This window comes from Burkholderia sp. HAN2018 (genome assembly GCF_024704855.1).
Taxonomy (GTDB): domain Bacteria; phylum Pseudomonadota; class Gammaproteobacteria; order Burkholderiales; family Burkholderiaceae; genus Burkholderia; species Burkholderia cepacia.
On sequence record NZ_QOBB01000010.1, the window covers coordinates 24,849 to 40,720 of the forward strand.

A 15,872-nucleotide genomic window follows, 5' to 3' on the forward strand; every position below is an offset into this window, starting at 1 on the left:
CGGCGGCCGTGTGACGGCGTGCGCCGACTGCTGCGCGCATCGACGCACGCACCGGAAACCCGAATACAGGGCCGCTACGCGGCCGGAAAGAATGAGGCAAGGGGTACGGCCGCACGGCGGCCGCATCGGCTGAGAGGGCGTCACGCTGCAGCCCCTTGCCGCGCGTCGGTCGCCAGATCCTCGCGCACCGAGACGTGCAGTCCGAAGCCGACCAGGCGATCCAGCGAGATCGGGGTGAGGTACGGCACGCGCCGGGTGTAGATGCGCCGCTCGACTTCCTTCTCGCCGACCACGACGCCGGCGTGCTTGAGCTGCGCCTTGAACACGCGGTCGGATTTGACCGGCAGGCCGTTCCACTTGTCGCGCAGCGCGCTCGTGTGGGCGATGTGATCCATCACGTGGCCAGTGCGCAGCAGCAGGCAGAACTCCCCGTCGACGGTATCGAACGTGAATGGGTGCTTGTAGTTGCCGCCGTCGATCTCCGACAGCACGGTTTCCATGATCCAGACCCACGGTTCCCGATCCGCGCTCGTTTCGCGGATGTGACCGTTCATCTCGGTGAGCAGGTCGCGCGCGAAGTCGCCTTCGCTGGGATCCATGCCGGCGAACTCGCACAGGTAGCGCCAAGCGAGCGCGACCGCCGCGTAGTTGCCGGCCATGCGTTTTGCGCCGTCGTCCTCGCCGCTCGCGCGGCAGTTGGCCAGGGCCTTGTCGCGCAGAGTCGCGTACTGGTCGCCCACGGCGCGCTTATCCAGGCTGGCGAGGAATTCGAGCCACTGCCGAACCGGGAAGCGCGGCAGGTCGTCGGGCATGAGCGGGCCGCGCTTGCCAGTCAGAGTCGTGCGCACGAGCTTGCCGAGCAGGCTGCGCACGGGCACGTCTTCGCCGGCCAGCATCACGGGCGCGCACAACAGATATTCGGTCATGTCGCTGCCGCGACGCGTCACGGTGTACTGGTAGTTTTCCTGCAGCAGCCCGACGGCCTTGTCGATCACGTCCTGCCGGCGTGCCGACAGTTCCTCCCAACCGACCGGATGGCTGGTGTGGCTGATGCTGGTGAGCAGGCGGAACTCGGTCTGCAGCGACTGCCCGGAAAACATCGTGAATGCGAGTGAGCGCTCGAGCCGTTTGATGAGCGTCGACTTACCTGCGCCTTTGTTCGCCTGGATGGTGATGTGCGGCCAGAAGCCGAGCAGTGCCTTCAGGTGGCCGCCGAGCGCCCATACGAGCGGGATCGTCGCGGCATTCTGCTTGAACGTCGCCTGGTACGCGGCGATGACGCGGCGCGCGTCGCTGGCCGGGCCGGTCGGGAAGGTCAGGTTGTGATACGGGCACTGCTTGTCGGCTTCGGTGAAGTAGCAGTCCGGGCCTTCGTTGACGATCAGGCGGCCATCGCGCCAGGCGAGCCCGACGAAGTTTGCCGCCTGGCGCGCACCGAGGTCGGCGCCGCGCTCGAGGATGTTCACCATGCGTTTGAATGGCGCCGGCGCCCAGATCGGGCCGAACTTGCCCCACTGGTCGACGTTGTGGAGCTGGTCGTCGAGCATCACGCGGCGCACGAGCTGCGCGCCGTGGCGCGGTGCCTGGACGGCCACGGCGAAGTAGACCGTGGGCGCCTGGTCGGCGTCGCCCGTCATCGTCGACGTCGCGCTTGCGACCGACACGCGGCTGATCCCGGCAATGCGGAAGCCGCACAGATCCGTTATGACCGGCGTTTCGACGCCCGAGTCCTCGTTACGATCCATCTTCGTGATGTAGCTAGTGAAGTCCGGCCGCACACGGAAGCGCCAATACTGCGCGAAGTCGTGCGAGGGCAGGAAGATGCGCGGCCGGCCGCGACGCGTGGCGTCGCCGGCCAGGCCGGCGATGAGCCAGGGCTCGAGCTGCTCGAGCGCGCGCGACAGCTCGGCCGGGCCACGCAGCTGCAGGTAGTCGTTGACGTCGTTGATCGGCTTGGCGGTTTTCTCGCCGTCCGCGAGGTCGGCCAGCCAGCCGGACTGGTCGACGAGCACGGCGCTGATGTTGAGCGAGGTGAGCCGCTCGTAAAGCGTCCATGCGGCTTCCGGGCCGGGGCGATGGCCGGCGCGCGGATGGCCATCTGCGAACGGCTCGTCGTTGTCCAGGCAGACGATGACTTGTTTCCCGCGCAGGAACGTGAAGTCGATGTCGTCGACGTTTGCCAGGCCGCGCAGTGCGAGGGCGGCGGTGCCGGGCATCGCACAGGTGTCGATCGACAGCGCGTTGATCGCGCTTTCCACGATGATGACGCGCTTCGCCTTGTCGAGCCGGCGGGGATCGGCCGTCCAGCCGTAGCCGGCCTTGTCGCCTTGGGTCTGCGTCTTGACGCCACCGTTGAGCGTCGGATCGACGTAGCGCATGTCGACGGCGACGACCCGCGCATCGCCCGATGCGCGGACGATGAACGCGGCGGCCGGGCCGGCGTGGCCGACTTCGCCGGCGGCGACCTTGGTGCTCGTCCACGTGTTGAAGCCGAGCGTGCGCGCGGCGATCGCGGCGTCGATCGCGCCGGCGGAAATGCCACGGCCGCCCAGGTATTCGCGCACCTGGTCGCGTTCGGCGAAGCACCGATCGGCGATGTATTCGACCGTCGTTTTTTCGCGGCGCTCGGCCGGCGCCTGCCGATCGAGAGGGATGCCGTACGCGTCGTGCAGGTAGCGCACCGCGTCGGCGACGGTGCCGCCGCGCGCATGGATGACCAGGTCGATGCACGAGCCGCCGGCATCGGCACTGTGGTCGCGCCAGCCGTTGCCGTGCTTCGGGTGGTTCACGTAGATCGACAGGGACGGGCTCTTATCGTCGTGCTGCGGCGAGTGGTACAGCGCGCGGTCGCCGCCGCGACCTCGCTTCAAGCCGAGGCGATCGGCGAGGTCGTGCAGGTCGATGCGTTGTTTAAGTTCGTCGATCGAGGCCATCGTTATTGCTGTTGGTGCAGAGAGAGGGCGGCAGGGTTGCCGGGTGTCGCGGGGCTGTCGACGAGGGCGCGGAGCGCGCCGGCTGACGCGGGGAAGGCAAGCGCCAGGCGATCGCCGAGGACGCTGACGAACAACGCGAGCACGGCGACGCGCTGCAGGCCGCCGGGTTCATGGTCGAAGCGAAGGGCGTCGGCGGCCGCCGCGATGGATGCCGCGAGCGCGGCGTCGTGTGGGGTAGTTGAGTGCGTCATGCTGCTGCGCCTCCGAGGATGTCGTGATGGTTCTGCTGCAGGCGTTGTGCGGCGTGCTGCAGCTCGTAGCGCGAGGTCATCGCCTGGTCGAGCGTGGCGCGCAGGCGGTCGCGGTTGCGATCGACGTTTGCCGTCGCGTTCGCACGCGCTGCGTCGTGTGTGACGCCGTGGCCGATCCGGATGCCCGAGGCAAGGTGGGTGACGACCCACTTTTCGGGGTGGCCGTCGCGCAGGTGCGGTTCGACGTGAATGCCGAACGCGGCGCCGGCGTCGTTCGGGATAACGACGTGATCGCCGGCGACGGTGCGCAGGCCTGCCGACGTCAGCAGCTCGTAGCGAATGGTGGGTTCGTGCGTCATGTTCACCACTCCCTGGCGATGACGGTGCCGTAGGTGGGTTTCGTGGTCATCGCATCACCCCCGCGGCGGGACGGTGACGGCGAGCGCCACGATCAGCGCGAGCAGCGCGCCGGCGCCGATCGAAAGCGCGATCAGGCGCGAGCGGACGTTGCAGCGCTGCAGCGCGGCGTCTGCGCCGCGCGCCAGGCCGGCGCCGGCGGAAATGAGCATCAGCAGGACGCTGACGGCGAACAGGTAGTCGTTCATGGTGGATCCTCGGTTGGTGTTCAGTGGTCGGTGTCGCCGCTCGCGAGGCGCTTGAGGTCACGCGGCGGCTGTGATGCGGCGCGGCTTGCATGTGCGCGCGCAGCGGATTCGATAGCGACGCGCACGGCTGGCCGGCGCATGGATTGGTCGTAGTCGCCGACCATCCGAAGCCGGCGCCAGGTCGCGCGCAGCTCGATCTCCGTGAGGGCGGGACGCATGGCGCGGACGCTCAGTGCAGCCATGCGAGGATCGGTGTGCCGTTCGCGTGATCCCAGGTGACGTGGAACCCGAGCGCGGTCGCCGAGCGCACGAACACGTCGGCGCGCACGTCGGCCAGGGAGATCTTCTTGAGGTAGGCGACGCGTTCGTCGTAGGACATCGATGCAGCGAGCGCGGCGAGCGGAGCGTGGATCAGCGTTTGCATACGGCCTCCAAGAAATTTCAGGCAAAAGGAGTCCCCCGCGCCCGCGAGAGCGGGAGCGATGGGCGTTCAGCGAAAAGGCGGGTTAGGGCTTAGGCGTCGAGCAGCGGAAGCTGACGCGAATCGGCCGGGAGCCGATCAACCTTGCCGAGTGGCACGTAGACGTGCGGATTCGGCGAGAGACTCGGCGCGATGGTGTGGACGGTCGCGACGTGGATCTTGTAGGTCGTCGCGCATTCGATGTTGGTGCACTGGCAGTACGCCTCGCGGACGAGCGCGGACAGCGTGCGGCTGGTTCGAATGACGGCGCGGCTGCCGCAGTGGTGACACTTCAATTTCATCGTGACTTCCTGTCGGAGACTGCCGCGTTAGGAACGGCTGGTGTTAGGGACGACGTAGAGGGCCCGGTCTCGTCCGGTGAGGCGACGCGCACCTTGGCGTAGTCGTCGCTTCACGAGCCATTCGGCCGCCTGCTGAATCGTCGCGAGACCTTCCTGCTGGCGCACGCGCTCGAGTAGTTCGGCGTCCTGCTCGGTGAATATGATTTCGAGTTCGGGCATGGAATCGGCTGCTTCTCAGTTGCTGCCTTTAGCCGCGCTCGTGGGCTACATTGCCCGATGGCAACAAAGCCTCTGCGGCTTCGCGTAAAACCATTTGGCGAATCAGCGTCGCGGTTTGCTCGCCCTGGTAGTTGGCGAGCGCAGTGATGAGGGCGTATTCGTAGTCGTCGAACCGCACCATCAGGCGTCTTTCACGGACGCGCTTGGGATCCGGATACATGGTTGTCACCTCGGGTTCAGCTTGCGGAAACGTTGCCCGTGGTGTCCTCAAATGAGGACATCTTGGCGAGGTAGAGGGGGAGCCCTTCGAGATAGATGAGGCGCGCGAGGCTCGACAGGGAGCGCCGTCCTTGATGGCCGAGCAGCTCGAGCTGGGCTCGTTCTGCAGGAAGGAGGCGCAGCGAAACGGTCTTGCTGGACATGACGCCCGGCGGCGCACGCCGCGGGCCTTTGTGGGTAGTCATGGCGGGTATACTCAATTTCGATAGTGCTTCACTAGGGATAGGTGAAGTGTAAGGTAATCAAAACGAAACCGCAAGATGTCGGATAACTCAATCGGAAACCGCCTGAAAGATGAGCGGATGCGCATCGGCCTGAGCCAGGCGGAATTCGCGGCGCTTGGAGGGCTCGGGAAACAGGCGCAGCTCAACTACGAATCCGGTGCGCGATCGCCTGACGCGAACTACCTTGCCGCGCTCGCCAAGGTCGGCGTCGACCCGCTGTACGTGATAACCGGTGAGCGTGCGCATCCGTCGACGGTGCCGGAAGACGAGGCCGTGCTGCTTGAGGGGTTTCGCCAGTTGAACGATGTTGGCCGTACAGCGGTGCAGGCGTCGATCAACGGCTTTCTGCTCGCCGGCGCAATGACGATTTCCGGTGAGCCCGCGAAGCGACTCCCGAGGCTCGCTGAGAACCGTGCGGCGAAGCTGGATGAAGTCGCGCTCGAGGCGCTGAAGGACGCGCAGGCCGACGCGCAGCTTACGAAGCGTGTGCGGTCGCCGCGGAAGAGCGGCGGAAAAGCTCAGGACTGACGAAGAGAATCCGCGGCGCGCTCGAGTGCCGCCATCGCCGCTTCCACTTCGCTCAACACGTCGATCGTCGTCACGGCGATCGATTCACCCGCTGGCTGCTCGCACAACGCTGCGAGTTCACGATCGAAGCGCGCTACAACGTCTCGAAGCTGCGCGCCGTAGCGTGTGAGCCGGAATCCATCACTCCCCGACCTGCGAACCATCAGCGGTTGGCCGAGCACGCGCTCGAGCGCAGACACCTTTTCGCTCACGGTGGGCCGCTGCAGGCCCATCGCCTGCGCCGCCTCAGAAATGCTGCGATACCGCGCGATCTCGCTATACGAGCGCAGCAAATTCCAGTTGAGCCGAGGGGGAGTCGTCCGGGAAACCATGATTCAAGCGAGAGTTGTTATTGGCCGTGATGCGCCATTCGCATTGGCAGAGGGACGGGTATTCCGGAGACAGCCAGCAAAAGTTAGGCGATTTCCTAACTTTCAGAGGGCTTTCTCCTACATTCCAATCGTATGAAAAAAGCACGAGAATGGTGCAGCGTTACAGCACCCGTGAATGCCGTGTCACGTCGTAGCGCCTCTGAAAATATCCGAAGAGGAAGCCGCAGTGAGTAACAAGCCGCAAGACCCGCAATTCCAAATTGAAACAGCCGAGGACGGGGTAATCCGACGCTGTACCGACGCCACGATCGCCGCTCGTTCTGGGCGCGGCAACGCCACTGTAGCGGGGAACCGCGAAGCGCGTGCAGTGCGCGAGCTGACAGCAACCGAGCGTGCCGCGTTGCTCGCGCAGGTAACGAGCGTGATGTTGAGCCTGTCGAACATACGCAATTTGCTACTGACGTAACGTCGCGCTCACTCCGAGGTGTCGATCTCCGGCACCTCGCTGGCCTTGACCTCGAGGTCAAGATCCGACGTGTAACCGCCGTTACCGTCGATCGTGTGCGTGATGCGCGCGACGATCCACTTGCAATCGTCGATGACACGTTTGTAACCACGCACGGTTACAGGTAGTTCTGTCATCAGCTCGGGCCTTCCGAGCGCGAGGACGATGCTGAATTCCGCAACTCCCCTCTGTAATTTCTCCCATTCCGCTTTCGCCGCGCGCGTTGCATTCCCCTTGTTCGCATACGTGTGCCGTAACGTCTTGACGTTCTCGGCCGTGCCGAACAGAACGTCACCGCTCTTGTCGATCGGCTTCTTTTTCGTCGTGCGTCGTCGGCGCCGCTTAACTGTTGTCGACTGTTTCTTCGCCGTGCGGGTGTTCAGGTAGTACGCCTGGACGCCAGAGTACGTATCTCGATCGGCGACGGTGAAGTTGTGCCGATCGCCGACGTCGCGCGTGATCGTGACCGCTGGCATCGGCTTGCCGCTCGCAGTTGTCGCCTCGCCCGCTTTGATAAACAGCAGCATGTCGTTCTTCACGGTCGCAATCGCATCGAACATTTTCGCCAAGCGTGACAGGAGGTTCGCGTCGGATTCTGCAGTCTGGTCGATGTGGTCGACGAGCTGGCCGTCGAGCGCCTTCGTGATGCGTGCCTGGATCCCATTCTGGCTCGCGATTGCGCGCACGATCGCTCCGACCGTTTGCCGGTGCCACGACCGCTCCTTCTTGATCGAGAGGCCGGCGCGCAAGTCGGCGCTGCGCGCGCGGATCGTCAACACGTCGGGCGTGCCGGAGTGCCCCACCTCGTCGACGACGAACACCCCTTTTTCCACGAGGCCGTTAGCGGCGCCGGCCCAGCCGATCGCGACCTTCAGTTTCACGCCGCGATTCGGGATCTCGAGCGCGCCGTCATGGTCGTCCAGGCTGATGTCGAGCTGATCCGCGTCGAAACCGCGGTTGTCCTGCAGGGTCATCGAGATCAGGCGGCCGTCGAACTTCCGCGATATGTCCTTGCCGTCGAGCGTGATCGAGTAAATCGCGCGCGGCAGGCGATCGTCGGCCAAGACGACCTTTTGCACCAGGTCGGCGCCAGGAATGTCGGAGAGGTTCATAGCGAGATCGCCCCCTTGATCGCGTCCGTCACGATGCCGAGCATGTCCAGATCGTCAGATCGCGTGAGCGCGATCGTGAATTCGATCCGCCTGGCGGCGCCGTCCGAGAAGAAGAGCGTGCGCGTCGTGCTGATGATGTCGATCGTGAACATGCCGTAGATGTGCCCGGTGCCCTCGATCAACGGCCAGGACGTATGTTGGTCGGCCATCAACTCCAGGACGGACAGGGAAAGGTCGCCTCCCGTCAGCTCGGGCAGCAGCACGCCGGAAAGCTGGATCGTTTCGTCGTCCTCGCTCGCAAACTGCCGTGCGGGCCGCTTGCCGACGCGGTTGTTGCTTGCGTACCGCCAGCCGCGTTTCCGCTGCAGTTCCTGATACGGCAGGGTCGACAGGCTGAACACAAACAGCCCGAGCGCCATCATCATGACAACCTCTCCTTAATCCCGATCGCGCAGGCGCGAGCGTTCGCGCGCGGCCTGTGTGGCCTGTTCCTGGCGAATAACCTGGCGAACCTGCTGCGCAAGCGCCTCGACGTCCATCCCCGGCGCCGCGTAAACGTTGATCGTGACCGGTGCCGATGCCACCGGCGCACGCGCTGCGGACGACGCGGCCGTGAGCGGGGGCCGGTTGTCGACGGTGAGCGGCGCACCGCCGGCGATTGCCGCGCCCGTGATGCTGATGCCGGCGCCGGCGGCCACGATCCGCTTGCTCACCTCGAGCACGGTCGATAGCGGCCCGTCCTGGCCCTCGCGCAGCCCCTGCTCGAGCCCGGCCATCGTGAAGCCGCCGAGCGCGGCGAACACGCGGCTCGGCGAATGGATGCCAAGCTTTTCCTTGAACCAGCCGATCACGCTTTCGCCCGCCGACTGGATTGCGGTCTTCACGTTGCTCAGGCCGTTCGTAATCCCATCGGCGAGCCCCTGCAGAATCTGCCGACCGAACGTCGTAAATTTCGTCGGCAGATCGATCCCGAACCAGGACAGCACGCCGGCGAATGCGCGGTAGAACAGGCCGACCGGCGACCAGTTGAGGATCAGCGCGCCGATGCCGACAAGCCCACCATCGAACGCGGCACGCGCGCCACGCATGGCGGCTCCAAACATCCCAGCGAGAGCGCCGATGCCGCGTACGAGCAGCGTGAGCGGTAGCAACGCGGCGCGTAACGCAGAGTCGACAACGTAACCGAACCCACTGCCGGCGGCGCCGGCCGCCTGCAGCCTATCGGCGATCGCCGACGCGCGCGACGATAGGTTGTCGAACCATCGCGCCGCGGTCGATACCGTCGACACGAGCCAGTCCCATACTGGCTTCGCTGCGGCGAGCACCGGTGCGAGCGACCGCAGGGCTGATGCGATCCCATTGGCAAACCCCTGCAGGATCGACTGGCCGAACGTCGTGAATTTCGCAGGCAGGTCGATGCCGAACCAGGAGAGCACGCCGGCGAACGCGCGATAGAAGAGGCCGACGGGCGACCAGTTGAGGATCAGCGCGCCGATGCTGGCGAGCCCACCGTCGAACGCGGCACGCGCGTCGCGCATGGCATCGCCGAACAGCCACGCGAGCGCGCCAATGCCGCGGGCAACCAGCGTGAGTGGTCGCAGCAAGAAGCGCAGCGCTGCACCAAGAATCTCGCCGAACCGTCTGCCGGCCTGGCCTGCAGCCTGTAGTTCGCGGGCCGTTGTAGAAGCGGGCGAAAGCAGCCGCCCAAACCACCCGACAACGGTGGATACCGCAGACACCAGCCAGTCCCACGCCGGCTTCGCTGCGGCGAGTGCGGGGCCGAGCGGTGCCAGTGCATCCGCGAACGCTGCACGGAGAGGGGCAAGGGCCGACGAGATTCCAGCGAACATGCCGGCGAAGAACGCCTTTATCGGTTCCCAATACTTCACGATCAGCACGGCCGCGAGCGCGATCGCGGCGGCGACCAACCCGATCGGCGACGTGAGGAATGCGCGCCCGACGAGCACGAGCGCTCGGCCGAGTACCTGGAACGACGCCGCGGCCAAGCGCACGCCCACCGACAGCAAACCGCCTCGCATGCCGAGCATCGTCATGCCGTATCGCACGATCGCCATCGGGCCGATGACACCCGCGAGCGCGATCGTCAGCGTGCCGAGGACGGCGAGCAGCACGCCGAGGGCGGCGGTACCGATCGCGACGGCACGCGTGAAATTTGGATATTCCTTCGTGAACCCGAGAATCCGATCCAGGATCGTTGCGGTGATCTCGAGCGCCCGGTTGTAGACGGGTAGCACCTGCTCACCGATCTCGGTACGCAAGTTGCGCACCTTCGCCAGCGCGATCAGCTCCTTGCCTTCGGTCTGCTTCTGGCCGAGCACATGCATGTCGTCGATGCCGTACGCGCCGGCGTTGAGCTTCTCGTTCTTGTGAATCTGCTCGCGCTGCATGTACATCGTCGAGAAGAGGTTCGCCGCGGTTCGGTTCGTGAAGATCGTCGAGATCATGTCCTTCACGCGGTCGGGATCGGTGATCCCTTTCGCGGCGAGCTTCGGCAGCAGCACTTTCTCGAGCCACTCGAGCGGCGACGCCTTGAACAAGTCGCCGCCGGTCAGCGCGCCCGGCTTGATCTCCTTGATCGTCCCGATCTTGGTGTCGACGACCTTCTTCCTGTCGAGCAGGCCGAGGTCGATCATCTGGTTCGCGGCTCGCTTTGTGGTCTTTCCCTGGTACGCGTTGCTGTATGCAGACATGAGGCCCGTACCGACCTGGTGCCCGCCCATTTCCTGAATGAGCGGTTCCATCTGGTAGTAGAACGCGTCCTGGCGCATCTGCTTTGCAGCGACGCCGCCTGTCTGGATGAAGTTGCGCCACTCGTCGCCGCCGACCCGGCCGCCCGTCGCCGACAGCACCTTCTGAACCATGTTCGCTTCGTTACGAAACGCTGCTTCGCTCTTGGTGCCGCCCCGCAGCTCGATCACCTTGAGCATGTTCATGAACTTCTCTTCGTTCTCGTGGCCGTCTTCGCCACCGAACATCGCTTCGTTCGCGAACTTCATTTTTGCGAGTGTCGGCATGACCATCTGCGCGTGATGCTCGTCCGCGAAAATCGAGAGGGCGTCGCGCATCAGTGTCATGTTGTCGGACGTGGTCGTGCCTACCGACTTCATCGCGCGCACGTACTGCTCGGCGTCATGCGTGGCTTGGGCGCCCAGGCCGAGCGCTTCAATACGGCCGCGCTCGTTCTGGACTTTCTTCGCTTCGGCCATCGGCTCGCGCAGATCGTTCAGGATGTGCGAACCGGTCGCGCGCGCGGCATAGCCGCCGATCGCCATTTCGGCCGCGGCGCCGCGCGCGTCCTGCATTTTCTTGCGCGCGCTGGCGATGCGCCGCTGCCGGTCGTTCATTGCGTCGAGGCGACGGGATTGTTCCGACAGCGTCGCGTTCGTGGCCGCGACGTTCGAGCGCAGCGTGCGCTGATGTTGCGCCAGATTCCGCGTACTGATGCCGCTTTCTGAGAGGCTCGAGCGGACGCGATCGAGGCGCGCGCGCTCCTGGTCGAGCTGTGTGGTGAGCGCTTTCGCGGCGCGGGCGGCCTGCTGATGCTCGCGCGTGAGAGCCCGCGAGGGCTTCTCGGCGGCCTGCATTTCGCGTGCGAGCTGGCGCATGCGTTCTTGCGCGGAGCGCGCCTTGGCTTCAGTCGCCTGCATGCCGCGGCGCAGGTCGCGGAATTCGCCGACACGCTTCTGCGTGTCGCCGAGTTCCTTGAGGCGCGCGCGCGCGTCGCGCAGATTGTTCACGAGCTGCCGATTGCTACCGACAACCTGCTTGATCGGCCGGCTCGCCTGGTCGAGCGCCTTGAGGACGACCTCGAGGCGCAGAGAGCGGCCGGCGCTCATTCGTCGCCCCGTTCGTAGCGGACGCGCGCACGCTCGCGCCAACCCATCAGTTCAGGCAGGGGCATGGCCTCCATGACGGCGGGCGTCCAGTTGAACACGAGGGCGATGTCAGCCATCACGTCGTCGACGTCTCGCGGGATGCGTCCATTTTCGACGAGCTGGGCACCAAAAAACCGGCGACTTCCGTGCCGAGCTGCACCAGGTCGGCCGGATCCAGGCGCATGACGTCCTGCTCGGTCAGAATCGGATTGCTGATGCGTGGGATAACCTTCGACAGCGCGATAACGTCGAGCTGCAGCACATCGGTGAGCGTGACGCCGCGCAGCGCGCCCGAGAGCGGTTTGGTCAGCGTGACCTCGGCGATCGTCTGCTCGCCGCGTTGGATCGGCGTATCGAGGGTGACGCTTGCGGATTGGTTTTTCTGCATGGTGTGGTTCCTGGTAGGAGAGGGGTTAGCGGGCACAGTGAGCTGGCCCGCCAATGCGATTACAGGCCGATTGCGCTGCGCTGCTGCGCCAGGCGATCCTCGCCGCCGACCATTTCGACGAAGTTGACGAAGTCGATCTCGACGAGCGTTTCGCCGTTTACGACCAGCCGGTAGTACGAGAGGGACATCGAGCCCTTCTGCTCGGCGTTGTCGCCAGCCTTCGCAGTGCCTTGCTCGATCTCCTTGTAGCGCCCGCGCACGTACACCTCGACGGCGTCAACATCGCCGGTGTCGTCGCGTTGGTAGGCGCCGGCGAAGCGCACGGTGACACCGTCGTGCTTGGACGTGCCCCAAGTCTTGAACGTGGCAGCGACGAAGCCGCCCATCGTCACACCGAGTTCGAGCTTCTCGTTGCCAAGGTCGATATCGACCGGGCCGTTCATGCCGCCACCGCGATATTCCTCCATCTTGCGCGACAGCTTCGGCAGCTCGATCTCGGGCACCTGGCCGACGTACGAGACGCCGTCCTCGAACACGTTGAAAGCCTTCAGTTTGGATGGCAGAGCCATTGCGATTTCCTATGGTGAGCGGGCGCCGTCAGACGGCGATGCTTTCCGCGAACTTGAGCAGGTAGCGGTCGGTGATCCGCTGGCGGAACGTCAGATCCTCGAGCGGCGGAACCGGGCAGAAGTCGTAGTCGAGGAAGCCCTGGCCGGCCTTCAACGAATCCTTGTCGTTGGCGGCCGGGTCGAACCAGCATTGACCGTCGATGATGTAGCCGGCGGTTTTCCACGAGCGGAACCTCGCGTTGACGCTGTCGACGATGTCACGGATCAACGTTCGGCTCATGGGCTTGTCGACCGCCCACATATGCGCCTCGGCCATCGTGTCGGCGATCACCTGCGCGGTGCGAACGTAGTTCTCAAACGCCCACAGCTTGTCGGCGGAACAGGTGCGCGAGCCCCAGAAGCGGTAGCCGTCTGCGTTCACCAGCGTCGTGACGTCGTGACTGTTGAGGTAGCCCGCGTCAGTGTTCGGATCCTGCAGATCCCAGAACACGTCGCGGCTGATGCCGGTGACGCCGTTGACGGGCACGTTGGAGATCGTCTTGTGCCAGCCGATCTCTTCGTCGATCTTCGCGCGCATGCCGAGCGCGCGGGCCGTCGCCCAGGTGATGTCTTCCGCGTTCTTCGAGGTATTCCAGTTCACGAAGTCCGGCCAGATCGTCATCAGCTCGCGTTGCCCGAAGTTCTGGCGGTACGCGGTCACGTCCTCCTTCGTTTTCGAGTCGCCCGCACTGACGTAGCCGAAACCGCGCAGCTTTTGCGCAATGGTCGCCAGTTCGGTCGCGACCGGCAGCGTATCGAGGCCAGGACAGCCGAGCACGCGCGGCTTCACGCCGAGCTTGGTGTTGGCCGCGAGCAGCGCCTTCATGCCGGTGTACTGGCCGTCAGCAGTCGCCCCGCCGATCACGGCCGAATTCGTCTCGTCGGCGCTTTTGCCGCTCGGCACGCGCACGGCAACGATCACGGGCGAAGTCTGCGCTGCGATCGCGTCGAGGGAGCGCGCGAGCGTGCCCTTCGTGCCGGCCTTGCCGATCGCGGACTGGACGTTCGTGATGAGAACCGGACGGTTCTCGGGGAAGGTGGACGCATCGGCATCGTCGCCGGTGCAGACCATGCCGATCACGGCCGTACTGACCGTTCGGATGGGGCGCGTTCCGTCATCGACCTCGATGACGCGTACGCCGTGGTGGTAATCGTTAGGCATGCAATCTCCCGGAAGTGAGCGTCCTGAAAGATTGCCCTTCGCGCGCGCGGAGATCACGTGCGGGAGGTTGTACACGGAAGCGGCACAACCGAAACAGCCGCCGGCGCGCGCGATCGCCGCCGGCGGCTGCAGCAGTAGTTACGCGGCCGCCGGCAGCTCGTCGAGTTCGGCCAGGCGCGCGCGCGCGATCTCGTGATACGCGGGCTCGAGTTCGCAACCGATCCAGTTCAGGCCGGCGCTCTTCGCCGCGGCGAGGAACGTGCCCGACCCGGCGAACGGATCGAGGACGACGCCGCCAGCAGGCGCGAGGCGCACGACGTCGCGCGCGAGCTGCGACGGCTTCTCGGTCATGTGGCGTTTCGGATGCGCGAGTCGTTCAGCGAATACGCCGGGCAGATACACGTCGGCGCGGCGCACGGCGCCCTTCGTGGCCCAGACCAGGAACTCGGACTGTTGCGCGAAGCCGCCCGCGCGCGGGCGAGTGCGGCCGCCGGTTTTGTCCCATACGGCGACGCCGCGCCAGGTGAACCCGGCCGCCTGGATGGCGTCCGTCAGGCTCGGGAGCTGGCGCCAGTCGACGAAGCACGCCAGATGCGCCTCGTTGCGGCAGACGCGGTATGCCTCAGCGAGCCAGGTCATGCACCAGAACGTCCACGAGCGTTGATCCTTGTTGTCGTGGTGGAACTCCGGATAGAGGTCTTGCGACTGGCTGACAAGGTATTTTTTCGATGGTGACTGCGTGCGTGCCGCTGTGTGCGTGCCGCCCGACGAGTAGGGGGGATCCGTGAAGACCAGGTCGACGCTGTTGTCGGGCAGCTCGCGCATGACGTTCAGCGCGTCGGTACGGTGCAGGCGGTTGATCAATTCCGCGGGGATGGTGTGTTGCATGGGGTGAATCCCTTGTCGGAGGCTCGGTGGCCTGCGGGTAAGGGGCGCTCGGCCCTCATGACGTTCATCGCGCCGCAGCGCGGGCATTTGATGTTGAGCCGGATGTACTCGCCGGCGCCGAGTTTGCGGTTACAGCTTCCGCAGCGAATGTCTTGCATTGCGTGATTCCTGCTTGTGCTAGGATGCCGGCGCCTCTCGAGAGGTGTCGCGGCCCTGGCCAATCCTGCAGGTCTGCTCTGCGGGTGCGGGGCGTGCAAGATGTTCCTGCATCTCGCACGTCGCCGCGTCCTTTCCTTCCTACGTCGCGTTACGTGACGATCTCCCCATCGGCGAACATATACCGGTCGAACGTGCCGTAGGGCGCCGGCACGTCGGTAGTCTTGCTGTCGCCCTCGGGCTTCGGCTCGACCAGGCGCTTCTGGACATACGCGAACGCGCCCTCGTTGTCTTTCGGCATACCCGAAACGGAAATCGACTGACCGCCCTGCAGCGGAAGCTTGCCCGCCTTGAACGCTTCTTCCGAGACGTAGCTCTGGACGGTCGCGATCGTCACTTTCGTCGTTGCATCGATCGATACGTTGCCCACGACGTGGTAGCTCACCGGCGCGCCGGTCGAATCCAGAACGAGTGCTTTCTTGATTGCCATGTTGTTCCCTTCTCAGTGTCAAAGTGGGCGGATGCCCGGTTGTTCAAACTCGTCAGCGCACTGTTACGTGCCAGGTGCAGCGGGCCATTCGATATTCGGAAACCCGGCCTGGTCGGGCAGGTCGCGCAGTTCGCGGCGATACCGCAGGACATCGCGGTATTGCTCGTCGGTCAAAGTGGTGGCGATTCCTTCGTCAACCTGGTCGCGATGTCTCGTGACGATGCGATCGCTTTCATCGAGCAGGCGCTTCCGCTTCCTTCGTGCGACGTCGAGAACTTCCTCGATCGAGCGAGGCCGATGCTCGACGAACGCGGGCCGGCCCTGCTCACAAAGCGCCATGCACTTCCCCTGCGACTGCCCGTCGAGCAGCGCCGCATGGTCGTCGTCACTGATTTTGACCACTCCTTCTGGAATCTCAGCCTTCGAGTGAAATGCCTCGTCGTAGAAGGAGACGATGCGCCGTTCATCGTCCAGTCGTGCGTACTTTTGTCCCAT

General features: G+C 64.9%; 24 protein-coding genes. 2 read left to right on the forward strand and 22 right to left on the reverse strand.

Going from position 1 to position 15,872, the window contains the following annotated elements:
• Positions 1-140: 140 nt before the first annotated feature.
• From DPV74_RS04025 to DPV74_RS04070, 10 genes are all read right to left on the reverse strand, one after another.
• Positions 141-2,933 (reverse strand): toprim domain-containing protein, encoded by a 2,793-nt coding sequence (locus DPV74_RS04025; RefSeq protein WP_119336566.1) that lies wholly within the window; start codon positions 2,931-2,933, stop codon positions 141-143.
• 2 nt (positions 2,934-2,935) lie between these two features.
• Positions 2,936-3,184 carry a hypothetical protein gene (locus tag DPV74_RS04030; protein WP_060286223.1) on the reverse strand — a complete coding sequence of 83 codons (249 nt, stop codon included), beginning with the start codon at positions 3,182-3,184 and terminating at the stop codon, positions 2,936-2,938.
• Positions 3,181-3,543: a hypothetical protein gene (locus tag DPV74_RS04035; RefSeq protein ID WP_060222644.1), complete on the reverse strand. Its 363-nt coding sequence runs from the start codon at positions 3,541-3,543 to the stop codon at positions 3,181-3,183. Before DPV74_RS04035 ends, DPV74_RS04030 begins: the two co-directional genes overlap by 4 nt.
• 54 nt (positions 3,544-3,597) lie before the next feature.
• Positions 3,598-3,789: a hypothetical protein gene (locus DPV74_RS04040; protein ID WP_060286224.1), complete on the reverse strand. Its 192-nt coding sequence runs from the start codon at positions 3,787-3,789 to the stop codon at positions 3,598-3,600.
• Positions 3,790-3,809: 20 nt separating this feature from the next.
• Entirely contained in the window at positions 3,810-4,007 is a 198-nt protein-coding gene (locus DPV74_RS04045) for a hypothetical protein (RefSeq protein ID WP_059688398.1), read from the reverse strand.
• Positions 4,008-4,018: 11 nt separating this feature from the next.
• Positions 4,019-4,213, reverse strand: coding sequence for a hypothetical protein (locus tag DPV74_RS04050; RefSeq protein WP_059688399.1), 195 nt, complete (start codon positions 4,211-4,213; stop codon positions 4,019-4,021).
• An 89-nt stretch (positions 4,214-4,302) separates the two neighbouring features.
• Positions 4,303-4,551, reverse strand: a complete 249-nt coding sequence (locus DPV74_RS04055; protein WP_059688400.1) for an ogr/Delta-like zinc finger family protein — start codon at positions 4,549-4,551, stop codon at positions 4,303-4,305.
• A 27-nt stretch (positions 4,552-4,578) separates the two neighbouring features.
• A complete protein-coding gene (locus DPV74_RS04060; RefSeq protein WP_060286225.1) occupies positions 4,579-4,770 on the reverse strand; it encodes a hypothetical protein in 192 nt (63 codons plus the stop codon).
• A 28-nt stretch (positions 4,771-4,798) separates the two neighbouring features.
• Positions 4,799-4,990 carry a hypothetical protein gene (locus tag DPV74_RS04065; RefSeq protein WP_059688402.1) on the reverse strand — a complete coding sequence of 64 codons (192 nt, stop codon included), beginning with the start codon at positions 4,988-4,990 and terminating at the stop codon, positions 4,799-4,801.
• A gap of 16 nt (positions 4,991-5,006) precedes the next feature.
• Complete coding sequence (locus DPV74_RS04070) at positions 5,007-5,234, reverse strand: hypothetical protein (RefSeq protein WP_226161370.1); 228 nt, start codon at positions 5,232-5,234, stop codon at positions 5,007-5,009.
• A gap of 75 nt (positions 5,235-5,309) precedes the next feature.
• On the opposite strand from DPV74_RS04070, the gene DPV74_RS04075 reads away from it, so the two are divergent.
• Positions 5,310-5,801: a helix-turn-helix domain-containing protein gene (locus DPV74_RS04075; RefSeq protein WP_119336567.1), complete on the forward strand. Its 492-nt coding sequence runs from the start codon at positions 5,310-5,312 to the stop codon at positions 5,799-5,801.
• Here the strand turns inward: DPV74_RS04075 and DPV74_RS04080 are convergent.
• On the reverse strand, positions 5,792-6,172 hold the full coding sequence (locus tag DPV74_RS04080; RefSeq protein ID WP_119336568.1) for a LysR family transcriptional regulator: 381 nt from the start codon (positions 6,170-6,172) through the stop codon (positions 5,792-5,794). The two genes, DPV74_RS04075 and DPV74_RS04080, sit on opposite strands and share 10 nt — an antisense overlap.
• Before the next feature lie 226 nt (positions 6,173-6,398).
• Here DPV74_RS04080 and DPV74_RS04085 point away from each other — a divergent pair, with 226 nt between their 5' ends.
• A complete protein-coding gene (locus DPV74_RS04085; protein ID WP_155635805.1) occupies positions 6,399-6,638 on the forward strand; it encodes a hypothetical protein in 240 nt (79 codons plus the stop codon).
• 8 nt (positions 6,639-6,646) lie between these two features.
• On the opposite strand, the gene DPV74_RS04090 is transcribed toward DPV74_RS04085, so the two are convergent.
• The 11 genes from DPV74_RS04090 to DPV74_RS04140 all read right to left on the reverse strand — a co-directional run bounded on the left by DPV74_RS04090 (position 6,647) and on the right by DPV74_RS04140 (position 15,872).
• Positions 6,647-7,789: a phage late control D family protein gene (locus DPV74_RS04090; protein ID WP_060286226.1), complete on the reverse strand. Its 1,143-nt coding sequence runs from the start codon at positions 7,787-7,789 to the stop codon at positions 6,647-6,649.
• A complete protein-coding gene (locus DPV74_RS04095; RefSeq protein ID WP_119336569.1) occupies positions 7,786-8,214 on the reverse strand; it encodes a phage tail protein in 429 nt (142 codons plus the stop codon). The genes DPV74_RS04090 and DPV74_RS04095 overlap by 4 nt, the downstream gene beginning before the upstream one ends.
• Positions 8,215-8,226: 12 nt before the next feature.
• Positions 8,227-11,646 carry a hypothetical protein gene (locus DPV74_RS04100; RefSeq protein WP_240439919.1) on the reverse strand — a complete coding sequence of 1,140 codons (3,420 nt, stop codon included), beginning with the start codon at positions 11,644-11,646 and terminating at the stop codon, positions 8,227-8,229.
• Complete coding sequence (locus DPV74_RS04105) at positions 11,643-11,762, reverse strand: GpE family phage tail protein (RefSeq protein WP_081064873.1); 120 nt, start codon at positions 11,760-11,762, stop codon at positions 11,643-11,645. Before DPV74_RS04105 ends, DPV74_RS04100 begins: the two co-directional genes overlap by 4 nt.
• Positions 11,762-12,073: a phage tail assembly protein gene (locus DPV74_RS04110; RefSeq protein WP_119336570.1), complete on the reverse strand. Its 312-nt coding sequence runs from the start codon at positions 12,071-12,073 to the stop codon at positions 11,762-11,764. Before DPV74_RS04110 ends, DPV74_RS04105 begins: the two co-directional genes overlap by 1 nt.
• 59 nt (positions 12,074-12,132) lie before the next feature.
• Positions 12,133-12,642, reverse strand: a complete 510-nt coding sequence (locus tag DPV74_RS04115) for a phage major tail tube protein (RefSeq protein ID WP_060222653.1) — start codon at positions 12,640-12,642, stop codon at positions 12,133-12,135.
• Between the two features lie 28 nt (positions 12,643-12,670).
• Entirely contained in the window at positions 12,671-13,843 is a 1,173-nt protein-coding gene (locus DPV74_RS04120) for a phage tail sheath protein (protein ID WP_119336571.1), read from the reverse strand.
• 138 nt (positions 13,844-13,981) lie between these two features.
• Positions 13,982-14,731 (reverse strand): site-specific DNA-methyltransferase, encoded by a 750-nt coding sequence (locus DPV74_RS04125; protein ID WP_119336572.1) that lies wholly within the window; start codon positions 14,729-14,731, stop codon positions 13,982-13,984.
• The gene (locus DPV74_RS04130) at positions 14,704-14,889 is read right to left on the reverse strand and encodes a Com family DNA-binding transcriptional regulator (RefSeq protein ID WP_081064874.1); all 186 of its coding nucleotides are present in this window, start codon (positions 14,887-14,889) and stop codon (positions 14,704-14,706) included. Before DPV74_RS04130 ends, DPV74_RS04125 begins: the two co-directional genes overlap by 28 nt.
• Positions 14,890-15,038: 149 nt before the next feature.
• Complete coding sequence (locus DPV74_RS04135; RefSeq protein WP_119336573.1) at positions 15,039-15,377, reverse strand: hypothetical protein; 339 nt, start codon at positions 15,375-15,377, stop codon at positions 15,039-15,041.
• Between the two features lie 63 nt (positions 15,378-15,440).
• A complete protein-coding gene (locus DPV74_RS04140; RefSeq protein WP_119336574.1) occupies positions 15,441-15,872 on the reverse strand; it encodes a tail fiber assembly protein in 432 nt (143 codons plus the stop codon).

Bases quoted from the DNA above. Each gene is read 5' to 3' on its own strand.
- DPV74_RS04025 (WP_119336566.1), bottom strand. From the start codon at position 2,933: ATGGCCTCGATCGACGAACTTAAACAACGCATCGACCTGCACGACCTC.
- DPV74_RS04030 (WP_060286223.1), bottom strand. From the start codon at position 3,184: ATGACGCACTCAACTACCCCACACGACGCCGCGCTCGCGGCATCCATC.
- DPV74_RS04035 (WP_060222644.1), bottom strand. From the start codon at position 3,543: ATGACGCACGAACCCACCATTCGCTACGAGCTGCTGACGTCGGCAGGC.
- DPV74_RS04040 (WP_060286224.1), bottom strand. From the start codon at position 3,789: ATGAACGACTACCTGTTCGCCGTCAGCGTCCTGCTGATGCTCATTTCC.
- DPV74_RS04045 (WP_059688398.1), bottom strand. From the start codon at position 4,007: ATGCGTCCCGCCCTCACGGAGATCGAGCTGCGCGCGACCTGGCGCCGG.
- DPV74_RS04050 (WP_059688399.1), bottom strand. From the start codon at position 4,213: ATGCAAACGCTGATCCACGCTCCGCTCGCCGCGCTCGCTGCATCGATG.
- DPV74_RS04055 (WP_059688400.1), bottom strand. From the start codon at position 4,551: ATGAAATTGAAGTGTCACCACTGCGGCAGCCGCGCCGTCATTCGAACC.
- DPV74_RS04060 (WP_060286225.1), bottom strand. From the start codon at position 4,770: ATGCCCGAACTCGAAATCATATTCACCGAGCAGGACGCCGAACTACTC.
- DPV74_RS04065 (WP_059688402.1), bottom strand. From the start codon at position 4,990: ATGTATCCGGATCCCAAGCGCGTCCGTGAAAGACGCCTGATGGTGCGG.
- DPV74_RS04070 (WP_226161370.1), bottom strand. From the start codon at position 5,234: ATGACTACCCACAAAGGCCCGCGGCGTGCGCCGCCGGGCGTCATGTCC.
- DPV74_RS04075 (WP_119336567.1), top strand. From the start codon at position 5,310: ATGTCGGATAACTCAATCGGAAACCGCCTGAAAGATGAGCGGATGCGC.
- DPV74_RS04080 (WP_119336568.1), bottom strand. From the start codon at position 6,172: ATGGTTTCCCGGACGACTCCCCCTCGGCTCAACTGGAATTTGCTGCGC.
- DPV74_RS04090 (WP_060286226.1), bottom strand. From the start codon at position 7,789: ATGAACCTCTCCGACATTCCTGGCGCCGACCTGGTGCAAAAGGTCGTC.
- DPV74_RS04095 (WP_119336569.1), bottom strand. From the start codon at position 8,214: ATGATGATGGCGCTCGGGCTGTTTGTGTTCAGCCTGTCGACCCTGCCG.
- DPV74_RS04100 (WP_240439919.1), bottom strand. From the start codon at position 11,646: ATGAGCGCCGGCCGCTCTCTGCGCCTCGAGGTCGTCCTCAAGGCGCTC.
- DPV74_RS04105 (WP_081064873.1), bottom strand. From the start codon at position 11,762: ATGGCTGACATCGCCCTCGTGTTCAACTGGACGCCCGCCGTCATGGAG.
- DPV74_RS04110 (WP_119336570.1), bottom strand. From the start codon at position 12,073: ATGCAGAAAAACCAATCCGCAAGCGTCACCCTCGATACGCCGATCCAA.
- DPV74_RS04115 (WP_060222653.1), bottom strand. From the start codon at position 12,642: ATGGCTCTGCCATCCAAACTGAAGGCTTTCAACGTGTTCGAGGACGGC.
- DPV74_RS04120 (WP_119336571.1), bottom strand. From the start codon at position 13,843: ATGCCTAACGATTACCACCACGGCGTACGCGTCATCGAGGTCGATGAC.
- DPV74_RS04125 (WP_119336572.1), bottom strand. From the start codon at position 14,731: ATGCAACACACCATCCCCGCGGAATTGATCAACCGCCTGCACCGTACC.
- DPV74_RS04130 (WP_081064874.1), bottom strand. From the start codon at position 14,889: ATGCAAGACATTCGCTGCGGAAGCTGTAACCGCAAACTCGGCGCCGGC.
- DPV74_RS04135 (WP_119336573.1), bottom strand. From the start codon at position 15,377: ATGGCAATCAAGAAAGCACTCGTTCTGGATTCGACCGGCGCGCCGGTG.
- DPV74_RS04140 (WP_119336574.1), bottom strand. From the start codon at position 15,872: ATGGGACAAAAGTACGCACGACTGGACGATGAACGGCGCATCGTCTCC.